At 74.2% G+C, this 22,206-nt stretch carries 23 protein-coding genes and 1 pseudogene; 12 read left to right on the top strand and 12 right to left on the bottom strand.

Annotation, left to right across the window (positions count from 1 at the left end):
• Nucleotides 1-176: 176 nt before the first annotated feature.
• Nucleotides 177-1,070 (bottom strand): MBL fold metallo-hydrolase, encoded by an 894-nt coding sequence (locus AB0C76_RS02995; protein WP_359958694.1) that lies wholly within the window; start codon nucleotides 1,068-1,070, stop codon nucleotides 177-179.
• 207 nt (nucleotides 1,071-1,277) lie between these two features.
• Here AB0C76_RS02995 and AB0C76_RS03000 point away from each other — a divergent pair, with 207 nt between their 5' ends.
• Complete coding sequence (locus AB0C76_RS03000; RefSeq protein WP_359958697.1) at nucleotides 1,278-2,060, top strand: SGNH/GDSL hydrolase family protein; 783 nt, start codon at nucleotides 1,278-1,280, stop codon at nucleotides 2,058-2,060.
• A gap of 7 nt (nucleotides 2,061-2,067) precedes the next feature.
• On the opposite strand, the gene AB0C76_RS03005 is transcribed toward AB0C76_RS03000, so the two are convergent.
• Nucleotides 2,068-2,475: a DUF2809 domain-containing protein gene (locus AB0C76_RS03005; RefSeq protein WP_359958700.1), complete on the bottom strand. Its 408-nt coding sequence runs from the start codon at nucleotides 2,473-2,475 to the stop codon at nucleotides 2,068-2,070.
• Between the two features lie 120 nt (nucleotides 2,476-2,595).
• On the opposite strand from AB0C76_RS03005, the gene AB0C76_RS03010 reads away from it, so the two are divergent.
• Nucleotides 2,596-4,026: a DUF2252 domain-containing protein gene (locus AB0C76_RS03010; RefSeq protein WP_359958703.1), complete on the top strand. Its 1,431-nt coding sequence runs from the start codon at nucleotides 2,596-2,598 to the stop codon at nucleotides 4,024-4,026.
• Between the two features lie 161 nt (nucleotides 4,027-4,187).
• Here AB0C76_RS03010 and AB0C76_RS03015 read toward each other — a convergent pair whose 3' ends face one another.
• The 3 genes from AB0C76_RS03015 to AB0C76_RS03025 all read right to left on the bottom strand — a co-directional run bounded on the left by AB0C76_RS03015 (nucleotide 4,188) and on the right by AB0C76_RS03025 (nucleotide 7,071).
• The gene (locus AB0C76_RS03015) at nucleotides 4,188-4,913 is read right to left on the bottom strand and encodes an alpha/beta fold hydrolase (RefSeq protein WP_359958706.1); all 726 of its coding nucleotides are present in this window, start codon (nucleotides 4,911-4,913) and stop codon (nucleotides 4,188-4,190) included.
• A gap of 71 nt (nucleotides 4,914-4,984) precedes the next feature.
• On the bottom strand, nucleotides 4,985-6,511 hold the full coding sequence (locus AB0C76_RS03020) for an MFS transporter (RefSeq protein ID WP_359958709.1): 1,527 nt from the start codon (nucleotides 6,509-6,511) through the stop codon (nucleotides 4,985-4,987).
• Complete coding sequence (locus tag AB0C76_RS03025; protein ID WP_359958712.1) at nucleotides 6,508-7,071, bottom strand: XRE family transcriptional regulator; 564 nt, start codon at nucleotides 7,069-7,071, stop codon at nucleotides 6,508-6,510. The genes AB0C76_RS03020 and AB0C76_RS03025 overlap by 4 nt, the downstream gene beginning before the upstream one ends.
• Nucleotides 7,072-7,335: 264 nt before the next feature.
• On the opposite strand from AB0C76_RS03025, the gene AB0C76_RS03030 reads away from it, so the two are divergent.
• Nucleotides 7,336-7,536 carry a hypothetical protein gene (locus AB0C76_RS03030; protein ID WP_359958715.1) on the top strand — a complete coding sequence of 67 codons (201 nt, stop codon included), beginning with the start codon at nucleotides 7,336-7,338 and terminating at the stop codon, nucleotides 7,534-7,536.
• Nucleotides 7,537-7,660: 124 nt separating this feature from the next.
• On the top strand, nucleotides 7,661-8,938 hold the full coding sequence (locus AB0C76_RS03035; RefSeq protein WP_359958718.1) for a DUF5685 family protein: 1,278 nt from the start codon (nucleotides 7,661-7,663) through the stop codon (nucleotides 8,936-8,938).
• Between the two features lie 3 nt (nucleotides 8,939-8,941).
• On the opposite strand, the gene AB0C76_RS03040 is transcribed toward AB0C76_RS03035, so the two are convergent.
• A complete protein-coding gene (locus tag AB0C76_RS03040; protein ID WP_359958721.1) occupies nucleotides 8,942-9,097 on the bottom strand; it encodes a hypothetical protein in 156 nt (51 codons plus the stop codon).
• A gap of 196 nt (nucleotides 9,098-9,293) precedes the next feature.
• On the opposite strand from AB0C76_RS03040, the gene AB0C76_RS03045 reads away from it, so the two are divergent.
• On the top strand, nucleotides 9,294-10,172 hold the full coding sequence (locus AB0C76_RS03045) for a chitosanase (RefSeq protein WP_359958724.1): 879 nt from the start codon (nucleotides 9,294-9,296) through the stop codon (nucleotides 10,170-10,172).
• A 169-nt stretch (nucleotides 10,173-10,341) separates the two neighbouring features.
• Here the strand turns inward: AB0C76_RS03045 and AB0C76_RS03050 are convergent.
• Nucleotides 10,342-10,818, bottom strand: a pseudogene (locus AB0C76_RS03050) (RNA-guided endonuclease TnpB family protein); the annotation flags it as partial.
• A gap of 48 nt (nucleotides 10,819-10,866) precedes the next feature.
• On the opposite strand from AB0C76_RS03050, the gene AB0C76_RS03055 reads away from it, so the two are divergent.
• Nucleotides 10,867-12,126 carry an ROK family protein gene (locus AB0C76_RS03055; protein ID WP_359958727.1) on the top strand — a complete coding sequence of 420 codons (1,260 nt, stop codon included), beginning with the start codon at nucleotides 10,867-10,869 and terminating at the stop codon, nucleotides 12,124-12,126.
• A gap of 46 nt (nucleotides 12,127-12,172) precedes the next feature.
• Here AB0C76_RS03055 and AB0C76_RS03060 read toward each other — a convergent pair whose 3' ends face one another.
• Nucleotides 12,173-13,384 (bottom strand): serine hydrolase domain-containing protein, encoded by a 1,212-nt coding sequence (locus AB0C76_RS03060; protein ID WP_359958729.1) that lies wholly within the window; start codon nucleotides 13,382-13,384, stop codon nucleotides 12,173-12,175.
• Nucleotides 13,385-13,652: 268 nt separating this feature from the next.
• On the opposite strand from AB0C76_RS03060, the gene AB0C76_RS03065 reads away from it, so the two are divergent.
• Together AB0C76_RS03065 and AB0C76_RS03070 are read left to right on the top strand one after the other, a co-directional pair.
• Entirely contained in the window at nucleotides 13,653-14,360 is a 708-nt protein-coding gene (locus AB0C76_RS03065) for a hypothetical protein (RefSeq protein WP_359958732.1), read from the top strand.
• A 218-nt stretch (nucleotides 14,361-14,578) separates the two neighbouring features.
• The gene (locus AB0C76_RS03070) at nucleotides 14,579-16,432 is read left to right on the top strand and encodes an alkaline phosphatase family protein (RefSeq protein ID WP_359958734.1); all 1,854 of its coding nucleotides are present in this window, start codon (nucleotides 14,579-14,581) and stop codon (nucleotides 16,430-16,432) included.
• Nucleotides 16,433-16,514: 82 nt separating this feature from the next.
• On the opposite strand, the gene AB0C76_RS03075 is transcribed toward AB0C76_RS03070, so the two are convergent.
• Nucleotides 16,515-17,075 carry a TetR/AcrR family transcriptional regulator gene (locus AB0C76_RS03075; RefSeq protein ID WP_359958737.1) on the bottom strand — a complete coding sequence of 187 codons (561 nt, stop codon included), beginning with the start codon at nucleotides 17,073-17,075 and terminating at the stop codon, nucleotides 16,515-16,517.
• Between the two features lie 102 nt (nucleotides 17,076-17,177).
• Between AB0C76_RS03075 and AB0C76_RS03080 the strand changes: the two genes are divergently transcribed.
• Together AB0C76_RS03080 and AB0C76_RS03085 are read left to right on the top strand one after the other, a co-directional pair.
• Nucleotides 17,178-17,648, top strand: coding sequence for a nuclear transport factor 2 family protein (locus tag AB0C76_RS03080; RefSeq protein WP_359958740.1), 471 nt, complete (start codon nucleotides 17,178-17,180; stop codon nucleotides 17,646-17,648).
• 41 nt (nucleotides 17,649-17,689) lie between these two features.
• On the top strand, nucleotides 17,690-18,196 hold the full coding sequence (locus tag AB0C76_RS03085) for a GNAT family N-acetyltransferase (RefSeq protein WP_359958743.1): 507 nt from the start codon (nucleotides 17,690-17,692) through the stop codon (nucleotides 18,194-18,196).
• 43 nt (nucleotides 18,197-18,239) lie between these two features.
• Here AB0C76_RS03085 and AB0C76_RS03090 read toward each other — a convergent pair whose 3' ends face one another.
• Nucleotides 18,240-19,049: a class II aldolase/adducin family protein gene (locus tag AB0C76_RS03090; protein WP_359958746.1), complete on the bottom strand. Its 810-nt coding sequence runs from the start codon at nucleotides 19,047-19,049 to the stop codon at nucleotides 18,240-18,242.
• 145 nt (nucleotides 19,050-19,194) lie between these two features.
• Entirely contained in the window at nucleotides 19,195-19,806 is a 612-nt protein-coding gene (locus AB0C76_RS03095) for a TetR/AcrR family transcriptional regulator (RefSeq protein WP_359958749.1), read from the bottom strand.
• Between the two features lie 320 nt (nucleotides 19,807-20,126).
• Between AB0C76_RS03095 and AB0C76_RS03100 the strand changes: the two genes are divergently transcribed.
• Nucleotides 20,127-20,624, top strand: a complete 498-nt coding sequence (locus tag AB0C76_RS03100) for a signal peptide protein (protein WP_359958752.1) — start codon at nucleotides 20,127-20,129, stop codon at nucleotides 20,622-20,624.
• Between the two features lie 16 nt (nucleotides 20,625-20,640).
• Here the strand turns inward: AB0C76_RS03100 and AB0C76_RS03105 are convergent, their stop codons facing one another.
• Nucleotides 20,641-21,150 (bottom strand): hypothetical protein, encoded by a 510-nt coding sequence (locus AB0C76_RS03105; RefSeq protein ID WP_359958754.1) that lies wholly within the window; start codon nucleotides 21,148-21,150, stop codon nucleotides 20,641-20,643.
• Between the two features lie 67 nt (nucleotides 21,151-21,217).
• Here AB0C76_RS03105 and AB0C76_RS03110 point away from each other — a divergent pair, with 67 nt between their 5' ends.
• A complete protein-coding gene (locus tag AB0C76_RS03110; protein ID WP_359958757.1) occupies nucleotides 21,218-22,180 on the top strand; it encodes an alpha/beta hydrolase in 963 nt (320 codons plus the stop codon).
• Nucleotides 22,181-22,206 lie beyond the last annotated feature (26 nt).

The following is a 22,206-nucleotide window of genomic DNA, read 5'->3' on the forward strand; positions in this document are numbered from 1 at the left end:
TACCGTCCTTGAACAGCAAGGGTGTTCGGGTCCAGTTGCGGCTGCCCAGGCAGCGCCGTCCGCACACCCGCGCAGCCCTCCCCGCCGGGCGCACTCCCCCGCGCAACCGGCGCGAGCCCCGGCGCACACGCACCGTCCCGGGCCTGGCCGGGCGTCCCGGGTCGGGCCCGGCCGGGTCACCAGCGGACCGCCGCGAAGTCGACCGGGGACGGGCGCAGCGTCCGGCAGCGCTCGGCGAGGGCGCGCAGCCGGCGGGCCGCCTCGTCGGCCGGCATCCGGCGCCGCTCGCCGTGGCCGGGCAACAGCCGTTCGAAGCGCAGCGCGTCCACCGTGCGGTCGAGCGACGCGGAGAGCTCCAGGACCGAGTGCCAGACGATGCTCTCGAACACCGCGATGTCCCCGTCGGTGCGGGACCAGTGCAGGGCGTCGCCGGTGAAGAGGTGGCGTTCGTCGGCGAGGTAGAGCACGCTGCCGCGGGTGTGGCCGGGGAAGGGGTGCGCGACGACGCCCGGGGCGATCTCGACCGGGTCGGTGCCGCGCAGCACCCGGTCGGCGGTCGGAGCGGCGTCCAGGTCGCCCTCGTGGATCCAGAGCCGGGCGCCGAGGCGGTCGGCCCACGCGCGGCCGTGCTCGGCGTGGTCACGGTGCGTCAGGAGAACGTCGGTGACCGGGCCGAGGGCCTCGTAGCGGGCGGCGAGGGACTCGGCGAAGCGGGGCGTGTCGACCATGATCCAGCCGTCCGGGCGGCGCAGGAGGTAGGAGTTGGCGCCGGCGGTGCGCGGGGAGTTGTGGCCGAGCAGCAGCAGCCCGTCGTCGAGGGCCAGCGGGAACGGGTCGGTGCCCGGTTCGAGCCGGCCGCCGGCGCGGCGGATCGAGCGGGTGGGACAGGCGTGGGCGGCGGCGTACAGCTGCCGGCGCTCGGCCTCGTCCTGCGGCTGGCGGACCAGCTCGGAGCGGCCGTCGCGCTCGCGGATCAGGCCGGGCGCGAGCTGCCGGGCGGCGTCGCAGTTGAAGCAGCGGTCGTCGACGGTCCAGTCCCCGGGCACGCCGGAGGGAGGGGTCGTGGTCATGAAGGGCTCCCGAGCGGGTGACGGCGGCCGAGCGGCCGCGCACCTCCACCCTCGTCCGCGCGGGCCGGGAACCGGAAGGGGGCGCGTGTCTTGTGCTTTGCGAACGCGCCTGATCACCAGGGGGTTTACCAACGTGGCCGATGTCACGTCGGCACAAGGGCCACCTACGGTGGCGTAGGTCACTTGATTAGGTGAACTATCTTCTTCATGCCGAATCTCCAGGAGACCCTTGACATCAGTTCGTATGCCGCCCTCGGCGACAGCTTCACCGAGGGCCTGAACGACCCCGGGCTCGACGGCGCCTTCTTCGGCTGGGCCGACCGCCTGGCGGGGATGCTCGCGGTGAGCAAGCCGAAGGGCGAGTTCCGCTACGCCAACCTCGCGGTCCGCGGGCGGCTGCTGGACCAGATCGCCGCCGAGCAGGTGCCCGAGGTCCGCCGGCTCCAGCCCGACCTCGTCACCTTCTGCGCGGGCGGCAACGACATCCTGCGTCCCGGCAGCGACCCGGACGAGGTGGCCGAGCGCTTCGAGCGGGCCGTCGCCCAACTCGTCGACTCCGCGGGCACGGTGCTCATCTGCACCGGCTTCGACACCAAGGACGTCCCGCTGCTCAAGCACCTGCGCGGCAAGATCGCCACCTACAACGGGCACATGCGCGCCGTCGCCGACCGGCACGGCTGCAAGGTCGCCGACCTCTGGTCGCTGCGCTCGGTGCACGACCGCCGCGCCTGGAGCGAGGACCGGCTGCACCTGTCCCCCGAGGGCCACCAGCGGGTCGCCCTGCTGGCCGCCAACTCGCTCGGCCTGCGCACCGACGAGGACCCGCAGGCGCCGTGGCCGGCCGCGCCGCACCTGTCCGCCGCCGACCAGCGGCGCGAGAACATCCAGTGGGCCCGCGAGTTCCTGATCCCGTGGGTCGGCCGGCGCCTGCGCGGCGAGTCCTCGGGCGACCACGTCGAGCCCAAGCGCCCGGACCTGATTCCGCTCTGACGACCGGTCACGTACCGGGTGCCGCCACCTCCCGGGGCCGCAGCACCCGGTGCGCGGCGTACGCCGACGCGGCACCGACCAGGTACCAGACCAGGTCGGGCGGATTGAACGTGGAACCGAGCACCAGCCGGGCGAGCGTGCTGCGCCGGCCGAGGCCGTCCGGCACGCCGGTGATCTGGAACAGCTCCACCGCCCAGCTCAGCGCCGCCGCCACGACGGCCGCGCGGGCCGGGCGCACCCGGGGCGCGGCGAGCACCACCAGGGCGTACACGAGCACGGTGTAGAGGGCGTCCCCCGCGCACTTCGCGAACTCCCCCGCGGCGACGGACCGGACACCCAGCCCTGCCGCCACCGTCAGTCCCGCCGCCACCACTGCCGCCGCCCGCACCCGCAGGCTCCCCCGTCGATCGCTCACCCGACCGATGCTACGTGCTGGAACCACCGGTTCCGCTCGAACGTCACTCCACTCGCAGGCCGTTCGCGCACGTCGCCGGGCGGGGGAGCGACGAAGGGCGGGCGGGAAGCGGTGACACAGGTGACCGATGCGGTGCACGAGGCCACGGCGGGCACGGACGGGAAGCCCCAACGGCGCTTCGCCGTCCCCGGGTTCGCCCGGCACCACGACACCCGCGCCCGCGAGCGCGGCAAGGCGCTGCGCGGGCGGGTGCCGCGCGAGGAGCACGCGCTGTTCGCCCCCGCGACCGACCGGCCGACCGCCGTCGAGGCCCTGGAAGCCTCCAACGCCGGCCGACTGCCCCGCCTCGTCCCGATCCGGGTCGGCCGGATGGCCGCCAGCCCGTTCGCCTTCCTGCGCGGCTCCGCCGGGCTGATGGCCGCCGACCTCACGGGCACGCCCGTCACCGGCGTCCGCGCCCAGCTGTGCGGCGACGCGCACGCCGCCAACTTCGGCCTCTACGGCGACGCCCGCGGCCAACTCGTCATGGACATCAACGACTTCGACGAGACCGTGCCCGGCCCCTGGGAGTGGGACCTCAAGCGCCTGGCCACCAGCCTGGTGCTGGCCGGACGCGAGACCGGGGCGAGCGGGACCACCGCCCGCCAGGCCGCCGCCCACGTGGCCGGCGCCTACCGCCGCACCGTGCGCACGCTCGCCAAGCTGCCCGCCCTCGACGCCTGGAACGCCGTCGCCGACGAGCAGCTGGTCTCCTTCGCCGAGGCGCACGACCTCGCCGACGTGCTGCGCAAGGTCGGCGCCAAGGCGCTCGGCAACACCAGCGCCCGGTTCGCCGCCAAGAGCACCGTCCGCGAGGCGGACGGCGGTTGGCGCTTCACCGCCGCTCCCCCGGTGCTCACCGAGCTGCCGTGCGGACTCGCCGCGGCGGTCGCCGAATCGCTCGGCCCGTACGTCGACACCGTGCCCGCCGAAGTGCGCACGCTGCTCGCCCGCCACCGGGTGCAGGACGTCGCGTTCCGGGTGGTCGGCACCGGCAGCGTCGGCACCCGCTCGTACGTCGTGCTGCTCACCGACCACCGGGACCAGCCGCTCGTGCTCCAGGTCAAGGAGGCCCGCCCGTCGGTGCTCCTGCCCCACCTGGCCCGCGCGGGCTTCGCCGTCACCGACCCGGAGCCGCACGAGGGCCGCCGGGTGGTGCTCGGCCAGAAGCACATGCAGGTGGTCAGCGACACCCTGCTCGGCTGGACCACGGTGAACGGCCGGCCGTACCAGGTACGGCAGTTCCGCAACCGCAAGGGCAGCGTCGACCCGGCCGCGCTGCTGCCCGGCCAGCTCGACGACTACGCCCGGATCACCGGCGCGCTGCTCGCCCGGGCGCACGCGCACACCGCCGACCCGGGCGTCCTCGCCGGCTACTGCGGCAAGAGCGAGGCGCTGGACGAGGCGATCGCCGGCTTCGCGGTCGCGTACGCGGACCGCACGGAGGCCGACCACGCGGACCTGGTCGCGGCGGTGCGCAGCGGGCGGCTACCGTCGGAGCCGGGGGTCTGAGCAGGGTCCGGGCGCTTCGCACCGAGGCCGCGCCGCGGGACCGGGCCGGGACGAGACGAGGGCCTCGGGCGCCCGGGGCCGGGGCGGTCCACCGACGGTCAGGGCACGCCTGCGAACGACAGCCGCCCCGGACGACCTCCCGGCGGCACCCACGGCCCCGCTCACGAGCGCACCCGGGCGGTCGCCCCCTGGGGGCGGCCCGGGAGCGCCAGGAACGGCGCCACGGCGGCGACGTACTCGGCCGGGCGGGCGGCGTGCACCAGGTGGCCGGCGTCGATGGTGACCGTGCGGCAGTCCGGGATGAGGGCGGCCAGGTCGGCGATCCGCTCCTGCGGGACGTGGCTCGTCGGGCCGCCCGCCACCACGAGGGTCGGCGCGGTGATCCGCCGCAGGCCCTCGCGCCAGGCCGGGTCGGGGGCGTCCAGCTGGGCCTTGAGCGGGCGGACGACCGCCCAGTCGAAGTCCACCGGTTCCTGCGGCTCGTCCGGCACCGCGCTCGCCGGGCGCGGGAACGGCGGCGGGATCTCCTCCAGCACCAGGCGGCCGATCCGCTCCGGCCGCGCCTGGGCGAGCAGGTAGGCGACCGCGCCGCCCATCGAGTGGCCGACCAGGTCGACCCGGTCGAGCCCGAGCGCGTCGAACACGGCGAGGACGTCGTCGCGCATGGTCTCCAGACTGTAGACGGCGGCGCGTCCGCTGTCGCCGTGCCCGCGCAGGTCGAGCGCGTACACGCGGTGCCCCGGCGCGAGCGCGGGCAGGACGCCGTCCCAGTCCGAGGCCCGCTCACCGAGGGCGTGCAGCAGCACCAGCGGCGGTCCGTCGGGAGGGCCGCTCTCGCGGCAGGCGATCGCCACGTCGGGCAGGTCCACGATCCGAACGTCCGTCATGCCGATCACCGTACGTCGGGGCGGAGCGTCAGCAGACGGATGTTCGCCCACGGCTCAGAGCAGGCCGCTGCTCACCGGGCCGGCGCTTCCCCGTGGTGCACGGTCCCGGCCTCGGACCCCGTCCCGGCAGAGGACCCGCGAGCGTCCGCCACCCCGCCCGCGCCCGCCGCCTCGCGGGCCGCCGCGCGGCCCGCCAGCACCGAGGCCAGCACCGCCAGCCCGGCCAGGGCCGCGCACACCAGGCTCGCGTACAGGTACGCCGAACGGTGGCCGCCGCCCGCGTCCGTGGCCCGCAGGTAGACGCCGGACAGCGCCGAGACGCCGACGGCCGCCGCGATCCGCTGGGCCATCTGCAGGATCGCGCCGCTCACCCCGGCCGCCTCGGCGGGGGCGTGGCGCAGGACGTACGACTGATTGGTGGCGCCCATCAGCCCGACCGAGGCCCCGCCGAGGAGCTGGAGCACCGCGAGCAGCCACGGCAGGACGGCGACGGGGGCCCAGTGCGCGACCAGGCCGCTCGACAGCATCGCGAACGCGGAGCCGGTCATGCCCGCGGTGACGGTCCGCCGGCCGAAGCGCTGCACGACCCGCCACGCGAGCGCGGAGGCGACCCCCATCGCGACCGCCGACGGCAGCGCCACCAGGGCCGCGCCCATCGGGGAGAGCCCGAGGCCGTCCTGGAGGAACATCGTGAGCACGAGGCCGGCCGCGAGCGAGGAGCCGAACTGGGCCATCGCCGTGGCCGTCCCGAGCGCGTACGGCGCGGAGCGGGTGAGCGCGGGGTGGATCAGCGGGTGGCCGCCGGAGCGGGCGTAGCGGCGCTGCCACCACACGAGCGCGCCGAGCAGGAGGGCGGCGACGGCGGCGAACGCGAGCCACCCCGTCCAGGCGGGCGGCTGGACGAACGGCAGCATCAGCGCGAGCGTGAGCGCGCCGACGAGCAGCAGGCCGACGAGGTCGAGGTTCGCGTCGCGGGCGCTCGGCCGCGGCCGGGGCAGGTGGCGCGCCGCCAGCAGGACGGTGGCGAGGCCGAACGGCACGTTGAGCAGGAAGGTCAGCCGCCAGCCGTGCTCGGGGCCGACGGCCGCCAGCACCGCGCCACCGACCGGCGGTCCGAGCGCGAACGCGAGTCCGCCGGTGACGGCGTACATGCCGAGGGCGCGGGCGCGCAGCTGGCCCTCGAAGACGTCCTGGAGGGTACCGATCATCTGGGAGTTGACGAGTCCGGCGCCCGCACCCTGCACCAGCCGGGCGGCGATCAGCACACCGGGGTCGGCGGCCGTCGCGGAGACCACGCTGACCAGGGTGAACAGGGCGAGGCCGGTCACGAAGAACCACTTGCGCCCGAGGACGTCGCCGAGCCGCCCGCCGGGGACGAGGGCGAGACCGAAGGCGAGCGAGTACCCGGCGACGATCCACTGCAGGTGGGCGGGCTGGGCGTGCAGGCTCTCGCGCAGCGCGGGGATGGAGGTGTTGAGGACGGACTGGTCGATCAGGGTGGTGAAGCCGCCCGCGACGCAGACCAGCAGGACGCGGCGCCCGGCGGCGTCGAAGCGCTCGCGGGGCGCCTTCGCTATCGCGGGGTTCGCGCTCCTCACGCCTCCACCACCACGAGCGCGTACCGGGCCTCGCCGGGCCCGAGGCTGCGGAAGCGGCTGGAGGACGTGGTGTAGCGCAGACAGTCACCGGCGCCGAGCCGGTGCGGCTCACCGTCGACGGTCAGCTCCAACTCCCCCTCCAGCACCCACAGGTGGTGCTCCATGCCGGGCACGCACGGGCGGTCGTACACGAGGTCGGCGCCCGCCGGGAGCCGCCCCTCGATGATCTCGGCGCGCAGCGAGTTGTGCGGCGGGGAGACGGACCGGCGGACGAAGCCGCTCGTCCCGTCCCGCCAGATCCGCTGCTCCCCGGCCCGCACCAGACGCGCGGGCGCGGACTCGACCTCGGCGAGCAGCCGGGACATGGTCCGCCCGTAGACGGCGCAGAGCCGTCCGAGCAGCGCGGCCGTCGGGCTGACCTCGGCCCGCTCGACGCGCGACAGCGTGGACCGGCTGACGTCCGCCCGCCGCGCCAACTCCTCCAGCGTCCAGCCGCGTTCGACCCTCAGCTCGGCGAGCCGGGTGGCGAGTCGCTCGTCGGCGGCCGTCTCGATTCCCATATCCGCGATGCTATCCCGGATCCGGGACGCGGTTCCCGGTCGCGCGGACCCTTGCGCGAAGGACGGCCGGCCGGGAGGTTTCGCGGGCGCCGTCCACGAACAGTGTCGAACCAGCCTCCGGCGCCGGACGATTGACGACCGAAGCCCCCTCACACGCGAGGAGCGTCCGCGCCTACCGGGAGTTCGCCGCCGACCGTGCCGAGGCGGCCGAACTGAACCTCCTCATCCACCTGGCGATGCCCTCCGACGACCGCAGGGCCACGCTTGCGCCCGCACCTCGGCGACGTCCCGCACCTCACCGAGGAGGAGACGCTCGACCTGCCGATCCTGCTCATCGGATCGGTCAAGGAGATGGCCGACCAGCTGCGCGCGCGGCGGGAGCGGTACGGGTTCTCGTACCTCACCGCCCTGGAGCCCGCCATGGAGACCTTCGCCCCGGTCATGGAGGAACGGCGCGGCGGATGAGACGCGGCACGGGGAACCCGGTGTGTGGGGAGTTCGTGCGAACCCCTCGGCCCGTCGGGGCGACTGATCATATGATGTCGGCCGGATCGGGGCTGGTCAGAGGCCCGAACGGCGAGGGGGAATCATGTTCGGCATCATCAGACCGTGCAGGCACCGGCTGTCCGAGCGGCTCCAGAGCTCGTGGATGGCGCACCTGTGCGGGCTGTGCCTCGCGCTGCGCGACGACCACGGGCAGCTCGCCCGGACCGCCACCAACTACGACGGCCTGATCATCTCGGTGCTGGTCGAGGCGCAGAGCGCCCGCGACGACTCCTCCTGGCGCCGCACCGCCGGGCCCTGCCCGCTGCGCGGCATGCGCACCGCCTCCGTCGCCAAGGGCGAGGGCGCCCGGCTCGCCGCCGCCGTCTCGCTCGCGCTCGCCTCGGTCAAGATCCGCGACCACGTCGAGGACCGCGACGGCGTCTTCGCCCGCCGGCCGGTCGCGGCCGGGGCGCGGGCCGTCACCCGGCGCTGGGACCGGAAGAGCGCGGGCAGCGCCTCGGCGGTCGGCTTCGACACCGCCGTCCTGCTCGACGCAGCCTCCCGGCAGGGCGAGCTGGAGCGCGCGCTGCGTCCGGGCGGGTCCGTCCTGCTGGTCACCGAGCCCACCGAGAGCGCGACGTCGGCCGCGTTCGCGCACACCGCCGTCCTCGCCGGGCGCCCCGGCAACGCGGCCGCGCTCGCCGAGGCCGGACGGCTCTTCGGCCGGCTGGCCCACCTCCTCGACGCCGCCGAGGACCAGGACGCCGACGCGGCGAGCGGCGCCTGGAACCCGCTGACGGCCACCGGCACCGACCGCGCCGAGGCCGAACGGCTGTGCCGCGACGCCGTCCACGGCATCCGGCTGGCGCTGCGCGAGGTCGAACTGACGGACCGGGCGCTGGTGCACGTGCTGCTCGCGCACGAGACGGAGACCGCCGTCGACCGGGTCTTCGGCTCGGCCCGTCACACCGCCGCGTGCCGCACCCGGACGTCCGGCGGCGGCGGAACCGGGGGCCACCCGTCCGCCGAGCACCCGCAGGACGCCCCGCCGCGCCGGGAGTCCGAGAAGGCGCCCGTCCCGCCGTGGATCCCGCAGGGCCCGGGCTTCACCCCGGTCGGCCCCAAGCCGCCGCAGCCGCGGAACCTGCTGGCCGGCTGCGCGGTGTGGGCGCTCATGGCCTGCACGTGCCAGCTGATGTGCTGCGAGCACGACGACCCGTTCAGCCGGGAGCCGCGCAAGGGCTTCTGCGAGCGCCACGACTGCTGCGACAGCTGCGACTGCAGCGGCTGCGACGGGTGCGGCGACTGCTGCCAGTGCTGCCAGTGCTGCGGCGACGGCTGCGACTGCGGCTGTGACGGGTGCGACTGCGGCTGCAACTGACGGTCATCCGTCCCGCCGCACCGCCGCCTCCCGGTCCGCCGCCAGCGAGTTCTCCAGTCCCGTCAGCAACTGCCGGAACCGGTCCGCGTCCTGTTCGGTCATCCGCCCCTCGGGCAGCCGCCCGGCGTCCCCCGGCCGCTCGGCCGTGCTCTCGTCCATGCGGCAGACGCTAGGGGCGGTTGATCAACACGCGATAAACGCACGTACCGCCGGCGGGCGCGCCCTCCTCGCCGAATCCTCCCGAAAATTTATTAGGAAAGTTTACTTACCTCATGGACCCGGCCTGTCCCGGGCCCCTAATCTGCTGCCGCGAGCTCGCGCTTCACCCGCCCCCACGGAGAAACGGAGCACACCCGTGCGACCTTCCCGAGTCCCCCGCCTCGCCGTCGTCGCCACCGCGGTCGCCCTCGCCGCCGGCCCCGCCTGCGCCGCCACCGCCTCGCCCGCGGCCCCCACCGCCGGCACGGTGGCCGCCACCACCGCGACCGCCACCCGCCCCCTGGACGCCGGCGGCATGACCGCCGACCAGCGCCGCCGGGCCGACCAGCTGATCAGCATCTTCGAGAACAGCACCACCGTCATCCAGTACGGCTACGCCGAGAACATCAACGACGGCCGCGGCGTCACCGCCGGGCGCGCCGGCTTCACCACCAACGACGGCGACGCGCTCAAGGTCGTCCGCGCCTACACCGCGGCCGTCCCCGACAACCCGCTGGCCCGTTTCGTCCCCGAGCTGGAGCGCCTCGCCGCCGCGGGCAGCGGCGACACCAGCGGGCTGCCCGAGGCCGACTACATCACGGCGTGGAAGCAGGCCGCCGACGACCCGGCGTTCCGCCAGGTCCAGGACGACCAGGTCGACCAGCGCTACTTCTCCCCCGCGATGAGCCAGGCCGACCGGCTCGGGCTCACCACCGCGCTCGCCCGCGCCGAGCTGTACGACGCCTCGATCCAGCACGGCAACGGCGGCGAGTACGACGCGCTGCCCGCCCTGATCTCCCGCACCGACGACAAGGTGGGCCCGCCCTCGAGCGCCGGGGAGAGCGCCTGGCTCGCGGCGTTCTTCGACGTCCGGATCGACGACCTCACCAACCCGGCCAACGGCTCGACGGCCGACGAGTGGCGCAAGTCCGTCGACCGCGTCGAGTGCCTGCGCCGCATCGCCGCGACGGGCAACTACAACCTCGACGGCCCGCTGGACGTCACCGCCTTCGGGTCGAGCTACACGATCAGCTGACGCGGCCACAACGGCCGGTCACACCAACGGTGGTGGCGCGCAACGGCCGGTCCCGCCACCACCGGCTCCGGCCTCCCGGCCGAGCCCCGCCCGGGCTCGTTCGCCGCCGGACGGTGCCCTACCATCGGCCGATTGACATCCTCCCCGCCCTGAAGGGCGGGGATTCCCCTCAGCCTCGCGGCTGAGCCGCTGCGCGTGTGCGCTGCGGTGGGACTACTTCCTGCTTCACCGACGACTGCCCGCCCGGAGTGCTCCGTTGAGGTCTGACACCGTCTCCACAGGCTGTGACCGCCGGCCCGGCGGCCAGGATGTTGCGGGCTGCGTTGACGCCCCGGTCGTGGGTCGTCCCGCAGTCGCACGTCCACTCGCGGACGTTGAGCGGCATCCTGCCTTGCAGGGTGCCGCATGCCGAGCAGAGCTTGGAGGAGGGGAACCACCGGTCCACGGTGATCACCTCGCGTCCGTACCAATCGGCCTTGTACTCCAGCATGGACCGCATCTCGGTCCAGGACGCGTCCGCGATCGCCCGTGCGAGAGTGTGCTTGAGCATGTTGCGGACGGTCAGGTCCTCGATCACGACCACTTGGTTTTCGCGGACGAGTCGAGTGGTGAGCTTGTGCAGGAAGTCCCTTCGCCGGTCGGCGATTCCGATTCCTCCCCGGCCCGAAGGCCGGGGCTTCCTTGGAGGCATCCGATGAACGCAGCAGGACGGAGAACGGCCGACCAGGCCTCCCGGGATCCCTCCCCGTCCACCGCGGTGCCGCCGCCCGGTCAGCAGACCTGGAACCGGCAGCGGTTGCGCAGCAACAACGAATGGCTGCTCCTGGAGCGGCTGCGCGTGCACGGACCGCTCTCCCGGGCCCAGCTCGCCCGCGACACGGGCCTGTCCAAGCCCACCGTCTCCGCCGCCCTGGCCGCCCTCGAACTCGCCGGACTGGCCCGCGAGGCCGGCCGCTTCGCCCCCGACCGGGGCCGCACGGCCGTCCTGTACGAGGCCGACCCGGCCGCCGGGCACGTCCTCGGGCTCGACATCGGACGGGCCCGGCTGCGGGTGGCCGTCGCCGACCTGTCCGGCCGGATCGTCGCCCGCCGCGACCTGCCCAACCGGGGCCGCTCGGCGAACGCGGTGGCCGACGCCGCCGTCGCCGCCGCGCAGGAGGCGATCGCCGAGGCCGGTCTCGCCCCGGCCGACGTCGCCTACACCGTGGCCGGCTCGCCCGGCGTGTGGGACGAACGGCGGCGCAGCGTCCAGCTCGCCGCCAACCTGCCGGGCTGGGGCCGCCCCGGCCTCTTCGACCGCATCGCGGAGGGCCTCGGGAGCGGCCGGGCCGTCACCGTCGCCAACGACGCCAACCTGGCCGCCGTCGGCGAGTACACCTACGGCGCGGGCGAGGGCAGCCGCCTCTTCGTCTACCTCCTCGTCGGCACCGGCCTCGGCGTCGGCGTCGTCAAGGACGGCGAGCTGCTCACCGGCGCCCACGGCGCGGCCGGGGAACTCGGCCTCCTGCGCCTGCCCGGCTGCGGCGTCCCGCCCGGCGTCGAGGGCGACCCGACGCTCGAACAGACCGTCTCCGCCGACGCGGTGGTGCGCACCGCCCTCGGGCTCGGCATGCGCCGGCCGCTGACGGCGGAGAAGGTCTTCGCCAGGGCCCGCTCCGGCGACCCGGCCGCGGCGGAGGCCGTCCGGTTGGAGGCCGACCGGCTCGGCTACGCGCTCGCCGTCGTGGCGGCGCTGCTCGACCCGGACGTCGTGGTCCTCGGCGGCGGCATCGGCCGCAGCGCCGACCTGCTGCTTCGCCCGCTGGAGGAGGCGCTGCACGAGCGTTCGCCGATGCGCCCGCGCCTGGAGGCGACCCGCCTGGGCCAGGACGCGGTCCTGCTCGGCGCCGTCGCGACCGCACTGGAGGCGGCCCGCCCGGAGGTCTTCGAGCGGCGGACGGCAGCCGCCTCCTGACGGCACGGACGGGGACCCCGGCCGCTGCTCCCTCGCAGGAGCGGGCTCAGCCGTGGTGTCCCAGACCGAAGGCGGTGACGAGCAGGTTCAGCGCGTACGGGTTCTCGGCGCCGGCCAGTCCGGTCGGGTTGACCGAGTAGACCACCGTGCGGGACAGGTCCCGGGTGGTGAACACTCCGCTGGTGTAGCCGGGGCGCGAGCCCGTCTTGCCCCAGACCACGACCCCCTTCTGCTCCAGGCGCTCCAGGCCCATGCTCATGCACGACTTGTCGCCCGGGCAGTGCGTGCTGTCCGCGGCGACCGGCACGTCCGGGACGGTGAACAGCTTCTCCTGCTGCGCCGGGGGCAGCAGCCGGCCGCGGAAGAGGGCGGTCATGAAGCGCTCGAGGTCCGGGGCGCTGGAGATCATGCCGCCCTCCGCCCAGGGCCAGGGGCTCTGCTCGGTGACGTCCGCCCGGTACGTGCCGCCGTCCGGGTCCGGGACGGTCAGGTACGGGTGGCTGGCGGGGTGGTGCAGTCGCGGGTCGTCCGCGTCCGGCAGCGAGGTGTCGTGCAGGCCGAGCGGACGGATGATGCGCTCGCGCAGCTCGTGGGCGTAGCCGTGCCCGGTGACCTGCTCGACGAGCAGGCCCGCGACGAAGGTGTTCATCCCGTTGTACTGCTGCTCGGTGCCCGGCTCGAAGGCCATCTTCTGGCCGGCCATGGTGGCGACGATCTCCTCCGGGGTGTACCCGTCGCTCCCGTGGTCGGCGAACCAGGCGGTGGTGCCGTCGCCCCAGAACGCGTTGGATCCGCCCGGCAGGCCGCTGGTGTGGTCGAGCAGTTGGCCCACCTTGACCGGCGGGAACCCCTCGGGCAGGACGCCCGGGAGGTACTGCTGGACGGTGCCGTCCAGGTCGATCCGCCCCTCGGCGGCGAGCTGGAGGACGACGGTGGCGGTGAAGACCTTCGAGATCGAGCCGATCCGGAACCGACCCCCGGTGTCCACGCCATCCCCCGACGTGGCGTCCAGGCTGCCGCCGGAGCCGGTGACGCGGACGAAGGCCGCCGACACGTCGGCCGCCGGGCGCGCGTCGAGCGCCTTGCGGACGGCCGCCGCGTCCAGCGGTGGCAGTGGCGCGGCGCTCGCCGAGGCGCCGACGGGGACGGCGGCCGGCTGCGCCGCGAGCGCGGGGGCGCCCGCGCCGACCGTCAGGGCGGCCGTGAGCGCACCGGCGGCGAGGACGGCCCAGCGGGCGCGGTTGACGTAGGGGTTCACGTGTGGTGCAACTCCAGACTGATCGTCAGAAGAACCGACTGTCCTTCGACTCGACGACGAGTCTGCCGACTCGGGCCCATCAAGATCAATAAGGGTCCCGGCCCGCTCGACCCCGATCTTTCGTCGGGGTCGACCCCGAGGATCGGGCGGCCGACCGCGGCGAACCACCCGGCAGGGCGTACGGACGGCCCGTCCCCCGCCGGTGCCGGAGGCCACTGCTACGCTCTCCCGCGCGATTCAGGAGAGAAGATCGAAGAGGCTGGCACGCATGCAGGACGACAGAGAAGCGGACGAGCCCGTGACCGAGCGGGAGAACCCGGACGCGAACGCCGAAACGCGTACGGACACCGGAACGGCCACGGACACCGGAACGACCACGAATGCGGGTGCGAACCCGGCACGGCGACGCAAGGTCGCCCTCGGGATGGCGGCCGGCATCTGCGCGCTCGCGGCACTGGGCGGCGGCGCACTGCTCCTGACCGGACCGAACTCCGCCGCCTCGACACCGGCCTCCGAGGCGTCACCCGCAGTCTCCCCGACCTCGTCCGCCTCCCCGACCGCGACCGGATCCCCGACCGTCGACGCGGCAACCGGGACCCCGGCCGCCCCCAGCGCCACGGCCACCCAGGAGACGCCGGACGCGCCGGACACTCCGGAGCCGTCCACGAAGAAGCCCGCCCCGACCGCTCCCGCGGCCGCGCCCGCCCAGACCGCCCCGACGTCGGCCCCGCGCCCGAAGAGCAGCGCGGCCAAGCCCCCGGCCTCGGAGCCCCCCGCAGAACACCCGGCGCCCGGTGCACCGCCCGGGTGGACGATCCCGCCGCGCCCGACCCCGACCCTGCCGACCCCGCCCAGGTCCTGCCCGCCCGGCTACTACCCGCCGACCTGGGACGGCTGCCACAAGCTCCCGCCCGCGATCGTGATCCCCCCGGCGACCATCCCGCCCGGCGCGCCGTTCACCCCCTCGACCTCCTGAGCCGAGCCCCAGGTCAAGGAATCGTCAACTGATCACCAAGAAAAGACAGTTGATTGTCAACCCGGGTCACCCCGACGGACGTCTCTGGTTTACTGTCCGGTAACCTGCGGCCGGGAACCGCGTTCATCTGTTCCCTTTAGCGTCTTGGCCGCCGCCGGAGAGCCGACTGCTCGCCCCGCGCGCCCCCACTCGTTGACGACATGTTCGAGGATCACAGCATGCACGCAGTCCCCACCCGCAACCGGTGGCTCCGGTACGGCGCCGGCCTCGTCGGGGCCATGTCCCTCACCGCCCTCGGCGGCACCCCTGCGGCCTTCGCCGCGGAGGACCCGCAGACGGCCACGCCGATCAAGCACGTCGTGGTGATATTCCAGGAGAACGTCTCCTTCGACCACTACTTCGGCACCTACCCGAACGCGGCCAACACCGCCGACGACAAGGTGAAGTTCACCGCCAAGCCGGACACCCCGAAGGTGGACGGCCTCGGGGACGACCTGCTGCACCACAACCCGAACGCGATGAACCCGAAGCGCCTGGCCCCCACGCAGGCCGTCACCTGCGACCAGGACCACACCTACAAGGACGAGCAGCTCGCCGTCGACGGCGGCAAGATGGACAAGTTCGTCGAGCACACGAACGTCGAGAGCTGCAAGGCCCCGATGTTCACCCAGCCCGGCCTGGTCATGGACTACTACGACGGCAACACCGTCACCGGGTACTGGAACTACGCCCAGCGCTTCGCGATGAGCGACAACTCCTTCGGCACCACCTACGGCCCGTCGACCCCCGGCGCGATCAACCTGATCACGGGCCAGACGCACGGCGGCTACGCGGTCGACCCGAAGACCGGCCAGAAGACCACCGACGCCTACGCGGTGGCCTCGCCGGACGCCAACGGCGTCGGCACCGTCATCAACGACCCGGACCCGGGCTACGACGACTGCTCCAGCACCGCGCACAACCAGCTGGTCATGACCGGCCGGAACATCGGCGACCTGCTCAACGACAAGGGCGTCACCTGGGGCTGGTTCCAGGGCGGCTTCAAGCCGACCGCCACCAAGGACGGCAAGTCCGTCTGCGGCACCTCCCACACCAACGTCGCCGGCGGCTCGTCCGTCGACTACAGCCCGCACCACGAGCCGTTCCAGTACTACAAGTCCACCGCGAACCCGAGCCACCTGGCTCCGAAGACCGTGGACGAGATCGGCCACAACGGCCAGGCCAACCACCAGTACGACCTGTCCGACTTCGACGCCGCCCTCCAGCACGGCAACCTGCCGGCCGTCTCCTACCTGAAGGCCCCCAGCTACCAGGACGGCCACGCCGGCTACTCCGACCCGCTGGACGAGCAGCACTTCGTCGTCGACACGGTCAACAAGCTGCAGAAGTCCAAGGACTGGGCCTCCACCGCCGTCGTCATCGCCTACGACGACTCGGACGGCTGGTACGACCACAAGTTCGCCGAGCCCGTGAACGGCTCGCGCGACGCGGTCAACGACAGCCTGAGCGGCACCGGCCAGTGCGGCAAGGACGCCGGCGCCGGCGGCTACGCCGACCGCTGCGGCTACGGCCCGCGCCTGCCGCTGCTGGTGGTCTCCCCGTACTCGAAGTCCAACTTCGTGGACCACACCCAGACCGACCAGACCTCCATCCTGCGCTTCGTCGAGGACAACTGGAAGACCGGCCGCATCGGCGACGCGTCCTTCGACGAGCACGCCGCCTCCATCGAGGGCATGCTCGACTTCAAGAACGCCCAGTCGGCGACCCTGATCCTCGACCCGGCCACCGGCCAGCCCGTCGGCGGCACCACCCCGACCGGCCAGCCGACCGACGGCTCCTCCACCGCCGCCGGCACGCCGTCCACCGGAGCGGGCAGCACCACGGGCGCGGGCACCTCCGCCGCGGGCACCTCCGCCGCGACCGCGGCCGCCGGGGCCTCGACGAGCGGCCCGGCCCTCGCCGCCACCGGCTCCTCCGCCACCATGCCGCTCGCGGCCGCCGCCGCGGCCCTCGTGGCGCTCGGTGCCGGCGCGGTGGTCTTCGCCCGCCGCAAGCGCGGTCGCCGCGCCTGATCCTCGCACCGTCCTGACACCGCCGGGCCCTCCCTGGGTCCGGCGGTGTCGTGCGTCCGGGGCCGGGCCGGCCCCGGAACCGTCAGACTCCGGCCGCCCGCAGCAGCACGCGGGCGGCCGCTTTGGCCTCGACAGCGGGGGTGGCGTCGCCGCGGACGGCGGCAGCGGTGATGGCGCCCTCGGCGAGGAGGGCGAGGTGGGCGGCGGTGGCGGGCGGCGCGCCGGCGGTGTCGGCGAGGCCCGCGAGGTAGGCGGCGAACGCGTCCTTGTGGTGCCGCGCGGCGGCGGCCACCGCCGGTGCGGTGGAACCCAGCTCGCCAAAGGCGTTGACGAACGCACAGCCCCGGAAGGCAGGTTGGGCGAACCAGTCGGCCAACCAGTCGAAGACGGCCAGGAGTTGTCCGCCCGGATCGGCGGTGGCCGCGCCCACATGGGCGGCGAGCTCGTCGCGCCAGCGCTCGTCGCGGCGCAGCAGGTAGGCCTCGACCAGGTCCCCCTTGGACGGGAAGTACTGGTAGAGGCGGCGCAGGGTGACGCCGGAGGCGGTCCGCACGGCGTCCATGCCGACGGCCTGGATGCCCTGGCCGTAGAACAGCTCTTCGGCCGCGTCGAGGATGCCGGTGCGCGTGGCGTCGTGGTCCATCTGCCGTGCCCTTTGCGTGAGAACGTTGGTTCTCCTAGGGTAGCCGAGGAGGCGAGAACGATCGTTCTCGCCGCGTTGGAACCGCGCCCCAGGAGGTCACGCATGTCCGCACAGCGCCCGCCCCTGCCCCCGTTCACCACGCAGACCGCCCACGAGAAGGTCCGCGCCGCCGAGGACGGCTGGAACACCCGCGACCCGCAGCGCGTCGCCCTCGCCTACACGTCCGGCAGCCGCTGGCGCAACCGCGCCGAGTTCGTCACCGGCCGGGAGGAGATCACCGCCTTCCTCACCCGCAAGTGGGAGCGCGAGCACGAGTACCGCCTGATCAAGGAGCTGTGGGCGCACGACGGCCACCGCATCGCCGTCCGCTTCGCCTACGAGTGGCGCGACGCCTCCGGGCAGTGGTACCGCTCGTACGGCAACGAGAACTGGGAGTTCGACGACGACGGCCTCATGGCCCACCGCCACGCCTCCATCAACGACCTGCCGATCGCGGAGAACGAGCGCCTGTTCCACTGGCCCCTCGGCCGCCGGCCCGACGGCCACCCGGGCCTGACCGACCTCGGCCTCTGACACCCCGCCGGCTCGGCCGGACCGGGCCGTAGCCTGGGCGCATGGAGAAGATCGTCACGTACCTGGAGATGACCGACCCCGCCGAGCTGCGCCCGTCCCCGCCGGTCGCCGGGCTGGCCCTCGCCCCCGCCGACGGCGCGTCGCCCGAGGTGCAGGCCCTCCAGGCGCGCGTCGGAGCGCCCCACGGCTGGCGCAGCACCGCGCGCACCGCCGACGACTGGGCGGCCCACCTCGCCGAGCACCCGCGCCGCCAGTACTGGCTGCTCACCCACGACGGCGAGCCCGCCGGCGTCGCCAACCTGGAGCCGCACCCGGGCGGCGACGTCGAGGTCACCACCTTCGGCCTCGTCCCCGAGCAGGTCGGCCGCGGTCTCGGCGGCTACGCGCTGACGCTCGCGCTGCGTCAGGCCTGGGCCACCGAGCCGCTCGGCGCGCAGAGCGTCCGCCGGGTCTGGCTGCACACCGACACCGACGACCACCCGAACGCCCTGCGCAACTACGAGAAGCGCGGGCTGCGTCCGTACGAGGTCAGGACCGAGACCGGCTGAACCGCGGAACGCCCACGGCCCGCGCGCCGCGGTGGGACCCGGATCAGTCGAACAGGTCCGGGTCCGAGACGGTGATCTGGTCCCACAGTGGGCGGGCCTGGAACCAGCCGGCCAGCGAACTGCCGATCTGCTCGCGGGTGCGCAGCGCGGTCTCGCGGTCGATCGACTTGGGCGTGCCGGCGGCCATCGCGAGCAACTGCGCCTGGCAGGAGCGCTCCATGGTGACGAACCACCAGACCGCCTCGGCGACGGACTGCCCGACCGTCAGCAGGCCGTGGTTCTGCAGGATGACGGCCTTGTGCGGGCCGAGCGCCGCGCCGATCCGCTTGCCCTCCTCCACCTCGTTGACCACGCCCCGGTAGTCGCTGTAGACGGCGTGGTCCTCGAAGAAGGCGCAGGCGTCCTGGGTGATCGGGTCGAGCGGGATGCCGAGGCTGGAGAAGGCCTTGCCGTGCAGCGAGTGGGAGTGCGCGGCGGCGATCGCATCGGGCCGGGCGGCGTGCACCTGGGAGTGGATGACGAACGCGGCCTTGTTGACCGGGCGACTGCCGTGCAGCAGGTTGCCCTCGTGGTCGACCAGGATCAGGTCGGAGGCCTTGATCTGGCTGAAGCTCATGCCGAACGGATTGACCCAGAACCACTGCGGGTTCTCCGGGTCGCGCACGGTGATGTGGCCCGCGACGCCCTCGGAGAACCCGAAGCGGCCGAACAGCCGGAATCCGGCCGCGAGTTGCTCCTTGCGGTACTGGCGCTCGGCCTCGACGGAGTCGAAGGCCGGCGGCAGCGGGAAGGTGACGCCCTGCGGCATCGGGCCGACGACGGCGACGAGGGAGTCGGGGAGCGGGGTGGTCATGGCGTCCTCCCGGAGTGGGCGTGCGAGTGCCTTCCCCGGATAATACGAGCATGTATCCGATACGTCGATGCATCGGATGCGTCGATTTCCCCGGCCGGGCACCTACTCGCCGGGGGCCCTCAGCCGGGGGCCCTCAGCCGGGCCCTCAGCCGGCCGCCTCCGTCACGGCGCCGAGGATCATCCCGAGGAACCGGCGCTCCAGCTCGCCGGGCGGCAGCACGTCGGGCTCGACGTAGCTCTGCGCCAGGCCGCCCTCGCGGATCGCGATCAGCAGCCGGGCCAGCTCCTCCGCGTCCACGGTGAGGCGCAGGCCGACCCGCTCCAGCTGGGCGGTCAGGCCCCGGGCGAGCTCCGCCCGCAGCCGCGCGTCGTGCCGGGCGAGCACCCAGCCGGCCTGCGGGTCGCGGATCGCGAGGAGGGTGAACTCGGTGCTCACGAGGTACCAGTCCCGCTCGGCCGGGTCGATCCGGGCGATCCGCCCGGCGAACTCGGCGAGGGTGGACTCCCCGGCGGGCAGCGCGTCCGCCAGTTCGGCCAGACGGTCGAGGATCTCCCGGCTGTGCTGGTCGAACAGGGCGAGGAAGAGCTCCTCCTTGCTGCCGAAGTTCGAGTAGAAGGCGCCCCGGGTGTAGCCGGCCCGGGTGCAGACCTGCTCGATCGTCGCGGCCTGGAAGCCGTGCTCGGCGAAGACCGCGAGCGCCGCCTCCAGCAGCGCGGCTCGGGTCACGGGGCGGCGCTTGGTGGTGCCCTTGGGCATCGGACCTCCGGGGGTGGATCGGATGCACGAGTGTATCGATCACCGCGCCGACCCGGTCGGCCCCGCCCGCTCCCGCCGGGGGCCGGTGCGGGAGGAGTCCCCCACCGGCCCCGGGTGACCAGGCGGTGGAACCGGGCGCATCGCCGCAGGAACACACGGGTTCCGGCGGCCTCGGCGGCGGGCCACCGACCCCGGCGGATGCGGCGGATGCCGTTGGCGTGCACCGTGGATACGTACAGCCCGCCCGAGCGGCGACCGTCCGCGCACCTGCGGAGCCCCATCGGTCACCGGGCGTGCCGTCGACGATCGAAGGAGGCGCCATGCCCCGCAGGAGGATCCCCCGCACAGGCCCGGTCCTGACCGCCGTCGCCCTCGCCGCCCTCCCGGCCATCGCGTTCGTCGCGCCCGCGCAGGCGGTGGCGTCCGCTCCCCCGCCGGCGGCGACGGCCAGCGCGGCACCGGTCGGGTTCGTGAACCTGCCGAGCAGCCCGCTGCCGACCGACCGCACTCCGCACCGGATCACCGTGACCTACCGCAATCCCTCCTCGGTGGACCGCACCGTGGCCCCCCAGATCCTCGTCGAGTCGCCCGACAAGGGCCCCTTCCTCGTCACGTCCGACATCAGGCTCGAACTGCTCGGTTCCGACGGGCGGTGGCGGACCGTTCCGCTCGGGAGTCAGACCGGCACGCTGTTCACCGGCCTCACCACCGCGAAGATCGTCCTGCACGGCCACCACACGCTCACCGAGCACTACCGGCTCACGGTCCTCGCACCCGCCCACGGCACGGTCGAGCCGCGGATCGCGCTGTACTCCTGACCCGGCGCGCGCCGGGTCAGGAGTGCTCCCTGAGGAAGGCCCCCGCGTGGGCCGCGGCCACCTCCGCGCTCACGTGGTGCACCCCGTCGTCCGCCGCGCCCACGACCCCGTCGGCCCCCGTCGCCGTCCAGCCCCAGCCGCCGCCCGGCGCCTGGACCAACCTCGCCTTCCCGCCGAAGAGTTCGAGTGTGCCCGCCTCCTGCGCCGGGCGCTGGACGGCGTCCGGCCACTTCTTCCGCGCGCCCTGCCGGGTGATGCCCCACACGGCGCCGAGCTGCTCGTAACTCGCCCCGTACGAACCGGCGGTGCCGGCCGCCGTCGCCGTCAGCCGCTTCACCGCGCCGTCCACCACCTTCCACGCGGCCAGGACGGACAGCGCCACCTCCGCCGGGTCCGCATCCCACATGCGGTCCTGCGCGAGCCCGCTCCGCCGGGCGCGGATGGCCGCGGCCAGCGGGTCCAGGGCCTCGCAGAGAGCCTTGGAGAGTGCCGCCTGTTCTTCCGGGGTGATCTCAGGCATCATCATGCGACAACCATAGTTTACGAAATCGGCTTGTGGTAACAAGAGTTACCAAGATGAGGGGGGTTCGTTCATGGGTGTCGCCTTCGACCCGGAACTGCACGCCGCGCTGGCGGCCGTCGGCACGCCGCAGCCGCTCACGCCGGCCGGGCTCGCGGCCTGGCAGGCGCGGGACGCCGCCTCCCGGCCCCGGCCGACGGCCGAACGGCTGCGGGACGGCGGCCGGTTCGAGGTCACGGAACCGCGCGCGCCGGTCGCGTGGGACGGCACCGAGGTCCGGCTGGTGACGGCCCGGCCCGCCGGCCTCGACGGGCCGCTGCCCGTCCTGTACTACCTGCACGGCGGCGGGATGATCTCCGGCAACGCGTGGTCCGTCCTGCCCCGGCTGCTGCGCGAGACGGCGGAACCGCTCGGGCTCGCCATCGTCTCCGTCGAGTACCGGCTGGCACCCGGCGCGCAGTACCCGGCCGCCGTCGAGGACTGCTACGCCGGGCTCCTCCACACCACCGAACACGCCGACGGGCTGGGCCTCGACGCGAAGCGCGTCGTCCTCGGCGGCAAGAGCGCGGGCGGAGGACTCGCCGCCGCCCTCGCCCTGCTGACGCGCGACCGCGGCGGGCCGGCACCGATCGGCCAGCTGCTCCTCAGCCCGATGCTCGACGACCGCGGCGACACGCACTCCAGCCACCAGCTGGCCGGCCGAGATGCCTGGGACCGCACCTCCAACGCCACCGCCTGGCAGGCCGTGCTCGGCGAGCGGTACGGCTCCGCCGACCTGCCGCCCTACGCCGCCCCCGCCCGCGCGACCGACCTCGCCGGGCTGCCCCCGGCCTACGTCGAGGTCGGGTCGGCCGAGACCTTCCGGGACGAGGCCGTGGCCTACGCCGACGCGATCTGGCGGGCCGGCGGCGCGGCCGAACTCCACGTCTGGCCGGGGGCGTTCCACGGCTTCGACACTCTCGCACCGCACGCGGTCCTCAGCCGGGAGGCCCTCGACGCGCGCACCCGCTGGCTGCGGCGGATCCTCGGGCGGTGAACACGGGCCTGCTGGGGCCCGGGTCA

The sequence above is a fragment of the Kitasatospora sp. NPDC048722 genome, assembly GCF_040650235.1.
Classification (GTDB): domain Bacteria; phylum Actinomycetota; class Actinomycetes; order Streptomycetales; family Streptomycetaceae; genus Kitasatospora.

Excerpts from the sequence above, each read along its gene's own strand:
- AB0C76_RS02995 (WP_359958694.1), bottom strand. The coding sequence starts at position 1,070 with ATGACCACGACCCCTCCCTCCGGCGTGCCCGGGGACTGGACCGTCGAC.
- AB0C76_RS03000 (WP_359958697.1), top strand. The coding sequence starts at position 1,278 with ATGCCGAATCTCCAGGAGACCCTTGACATCAGTTCGTATGCCGCCCTC.
- AB0C76_RS03015 (WP_359958706.1), bottom strand. The coding sequence starts at position 4,913 with ATGACGGACGTTCGGATCGTGGACCTGCCCGACGTGGCGATCGCCTGC.
- AB0C76_RS03025 (WP_359958712.1), bottom strand. The coding sequence starts at position 7,071 with ATGGGAATCGAGACGGCCGCCGACGAGCGACTCGCCACCCGGCTCGCC.
- AB0C76_RS03035 (WP_359958718.1), top strand. The coding sequence starts at position 7,661 with ATGTTCGGCATCATCAGACCGTGCAGGCACCGGCTGTCCGAGCGGCTC.
- AB0C76_RS03040 (WP_359958721.1), bottom strand. The coding sequence starts at position 9,097 with ATGGACGAGAGCACGGCCGAGCGGCCGGGGGACGCCGGGCGGCTGCCC.
- AB0C76_RS03055 (WP_359958727.1), top strand. The coding sequence starts at position 10,867 with ATGAACGCAGCAGGACGGAGAACGGCCGACCAGGCCTCCCGGGATCCC.
- AB0C76_RS03065 (WP_359958732.1), top strand. The coding sequence starts at position 13,653 with ATGCAGGACGACAGAGAAGCGGACGAGCCCGTGACCGAGCGGGAGAAC.
- AB0C76_RS03070 (WP_359958734.1), top strand. The coding sequence starts at position 14,579 with ATGCACGCAGTCCCCACCCGCAACCGGTGGCTCCGGTACGGCGCCGGC.
- AB0C76_RS03075 (WP_359958737.1), bottom strand. The coding sequence starts at position 17,075 with ATGGACCACGACGCCACGCGCACCGGCATCCTCGACGCGGCCGAAGAG.
- AB0C76_RS03080 (WP_359958740.1), top strand. The coding sequence starts at position 17,178 with ATGTCCGCACAGCGCCCGCCCCTGCCCCCGTTCACCACGCAGACCGCC.
- AB0C76_RS03085 (WP_359958743.1), top strand. The coding sequence starts at position 17,690 with ATGGAGAAGATCGTCACGTACCTGGAGATGACCGACCCCGCCGAGCTG.
- AB0C76_RS03090 (WP_359958746.1), bottom strand. The coding sequence starts at position 19,049 with ATGACCACCCCGCTCCCCGACTCCCTCGTCGCCGTCGTCGGCCCGATG.
- AB0C76_RS03095 (WP_359958749.1), bottom strand. The coding sequence starts at position 19,806 with ATGCCCAAGGGCACCACCAAGCGCCGCCCCGTGACCCGAGCCGCGCTG.
- AB0C76_RS03100 (WP_359958752.1), top strand. The coding sequence starts at position 20,127 with ATGCCCCGCAGGAGGATCCCCCGCACAGGCCCGGTCCTGACCGCCGTC.
- AB0C76_RS03105 (WP_359958754.1), bottom strand. The coding sequence starts at position 21,150 with ATGATGATGCCTGAGATCACCCCGGAAGAACAGGCGGCACTCTCCAAG.
- AB0C76_RS03110 (WP_359958757.1), top strand. The coding sequence starts at position 21,218 with ATGGGTGTCGCCTTCGACCCGGAACTGCACGCCGCGCTGGCGGCCGTC.